Consider the following 2570-nt stretch of genomic DNA (forward strand, 5'->3'; position numbering starts at 1 on the left):
ACCGGCGCATGGCGCGAAGTTTCGGCGCCCTCGCGCATACCGGCACCACCTGCGGATGCCATGTGCACGTGGCGATCCCGGACCGCGAAACCGGGGTCAGGGTGGCCAATCACGCGCGTCCCTGGCTGCCGGTGCTGCTCGCGCTCACCGCGAACTCGCCGTTTCACGACGGGGAAGACACCGGGTACGCCAGCTGGCGGCACATCCTGTGGTCCCGGTGGCCCTCCTCCGGACCGCCGCCGGTCTTCGCCTCCGCCGATCACTACGAATCCCTCGTCGAGGCGCTGCTGCACGCGGGCGCCCTGCTCGACCGCGGGATGGTCTACTGGGACATCCGGTTGTCCGAAAAGCAGCCCACCCTGGAATTCCGCGTCAGCGACGTGGCCGCCACTCCCGGTGAAGCGACGCTGCTGGGGCTTCTCGCCCGCGGCCTGGCCGGTCTGGCGCTGGACGATCTCGGCGCGCCGCCGCCCGCGGTGCCCCAGGAAGTGCTGCGGGGCAACCTCTGGCGCGCCGCCCGCGACGGCATTCCCGGCTGCTGCCTGCACCCGCTCACCGGCGAACTCGTGCCCGTGCTCGCGCAACTGGACGAGCTGGTGGACCGGGTCGCCCCGGTGCTGCGCGAAACCGCGGGGGATCTGGAGTTCGCGCGCGAGGAACTCGCGCGCCTCCGCGAGACCGGCGGCGGCGCGAACCGCCAGCGCGCCGCATACGCCCGGCGCGGGCGGTTCGCCGACATCGTCGACCTCCTCTCGGTGAACTGAAACCGTCAGCCCCGCGCCCGCTGCGTCACGGCGATGCAGGCCAGCACGATCACCGCGGTGAACGGCACGATCGGCGACACCCGTTCTCCCAGCAGCAGCACCGACCAGACCAGGGTGAGCAGCGGCTGAGCGAGCTGGAGCTGGCTGGCTCTCGTGACCCCGATGGCGGCCATTCCCCGGTACCACACGACGAAACCGCCGAACTGCGAGACCGCGGCGATGTAGCCGAGGCCCGTCAGCGCCAGTGCGGTGGGATGCACGGGCTCCGACGAAAGGGCCGGCACGGTCGTGACGAGGGTGACCGGCAGCGCCGCGAGCACGCTCCAGGCGATGACCTGCCACCCCGGCATGTGCCGGGCGAGCCGCCCGCCTTCGGCATAACCGGCGGCGCACACGAGGAGCGCCGCGAACAGGTACAGATCGGCCGCGGTCGGCTTGCCGTGGCTTTGCAGCAGCGTGAACCCGATGACCGCGACCGCACCGGTCACCGCCCCGGCCCAGAAGAGCCGCGAAGGCCGCGCACCGGTGCGCACGGCGCCGATCGCGGCGGTGGCCAGGGGCAGCAGGCCGATGACCACCGCGGAGTGGGCGGTCGAGGAGGTTCGCAGCGCGAGTGTGGTCAGCAGCGGAAAGCCGACCACGCATCCCCCGGCGACGACGAGCAGTCCCGGCCAGTGCCGCCGCCCGGGGACCGGTACCCGGCTCGCGGCCAGGCACACCCCGGCCGCGAGTGCGGCCAGCACGCCCCGTGCCCCGGTGGCCGTCCAGGGGCCGAAGCCGGTCAGCGCCCAGGCCGTGGCGGGGAAGCTGAAGGAGAAGAGGAGCACGCCCAGCGCGGCGAAGGCCGTTCCGCCGCGGTTCGCCGCTATCGCGCTCGGCAGAGTAGCGCTATCGTGAGCTGTCATGAATGATGGTAGCAGTGTGGCTCATCTTGCCGGTATTCTCCGAAATGAGCTCAAGCGCTACCCGGAAGGCGGCAAACTGCCGTCCAGTCGTGCCCTCATGGAGCGGTACCGGGTGAGTCCGGTGACGGTCTCCCGCGCGATCGCGGCACTGGCCGCCGAAGGCCTGGTGATCTCCCGCCCCGGCGCGGGGGTCTTCCGCGGCGGGCGACGGCCGGGGCCGCCGCCCCGGGGTGACGTGTCGTGGCAGGAGGTCACCCTCGGCGCGGGCGAAGGGCGGATCGAACCGCGCGGCGCGGACGCGTCCGGCCTGCTGGCCACCCTCGCCGCGCCGCCGCCCGGCTCGATCGACCTCAACGGCGGCTATCCGCACCCCTCACTGCAACCCGAGCGCGCCCTCGCCGCCGCCCTCGCCAGGGCGGGACGCAGGCCGGGCACCTGGGACCGGCCACCGGTCGAAGGACTTCCCGACCTCAGGGCCTGGTTCGCCCGGGACATCGCGGGCCCGGACCAGGCTCTCGGTGAGGCCGACGTCCTCGTCACCGCGGGTGGCCAGAGCGCGCTCAACACCGCGCTGCGCTCGCTGACCGCCCCGGGCGCCCCCGTCCTCGTGGAATCACCCACCTACCCCGGCATCCTCGCCGCCGCGCGGGCCTCGGGCCTGCGCCCGGTCCCGGTGCCCGTGGACGCCGAGGGAGTGCGGACCGATCTGCTGGCAGAGGCCTTCCGGACGACGGGGGCGAAGACGTTCGTCTGCCAGCCCCTGTTCCACAACCCAACCGGGGCGAGCCTGTCGGCCGCCCGTAGGCACGACGTGCTGCGGATCGCTCGTGAGGCGAGCGCTTTCGTGGTGGAGGACGATTTCGCCCGCCGTCTCGCCCACACCGACGCGCCGCCCCTCCCC

The 2570-nt window shown here is 73.2% G+C and carries 3 protein-coding genes; 2 read left to right on the forward strand and 1 reads right to left on the reverse strand.

From position 1 onward, the window contains the following. Positions 1-764: carboxylate-amine ligase (locus tag FNH05_RS35905; protein WP_144593293.1), on the forward strand; the 764-nt coding region annotated here is incomplete at its 5' end. A gap of 5 nt (positions 765-769) precedes the next feature. On the opposite strand, the gene FNH05_RS35910 is transcribed toward FNH05_RS35905, so the two are convergent. Continuing rightward, on the reverse strand, positions 770-1669 hold the full coding sequence (locus FNH05_RS35910; protein WP_144593294.1) for a DMT family transporter: 900 nt from the start codon (positions 1667-1669) through the stop codon (positions 770-772). Between FNH05_RS35910 and FNH05_RS35915 the strand changes: the two genes are divergently transcribed. Then, positions 1668-2570, forward strand: a 903-nt coding sequence (locus FNH05_RS35915; protein WP_144593295.1) for an aminotransferase-like domain-containing protein, incomplete at its 3' end; no start/stop codon positions are given. The two genes, FNH05_RS35910 and FNH05_RS35915, sit on opposite strands and share 2 nt — an antisense overlap.

It is taken from the genome of Amycolatopsis rhizosphaerae (assembly GCF_007713715.1).
GTDB classification, from domain to species: Bacteria; Actinomycetota; Actinomycetes; order Mycobacteriales; family Pseudonocardiaceae; genus Amycolatopsis_E; species Amycolatopsis_E rhizosphaerae.

Bases quoted from the DNA above. Each gene is read 5' to 3' on its own strand.
- FNH05_RS35910 (WP_144593294.1), bottom strand. From the start codon at position 1,669: ATGACAGCTCACGATAGCGCTACTCTGCCGAGCGCGATAGCGGCGAAC.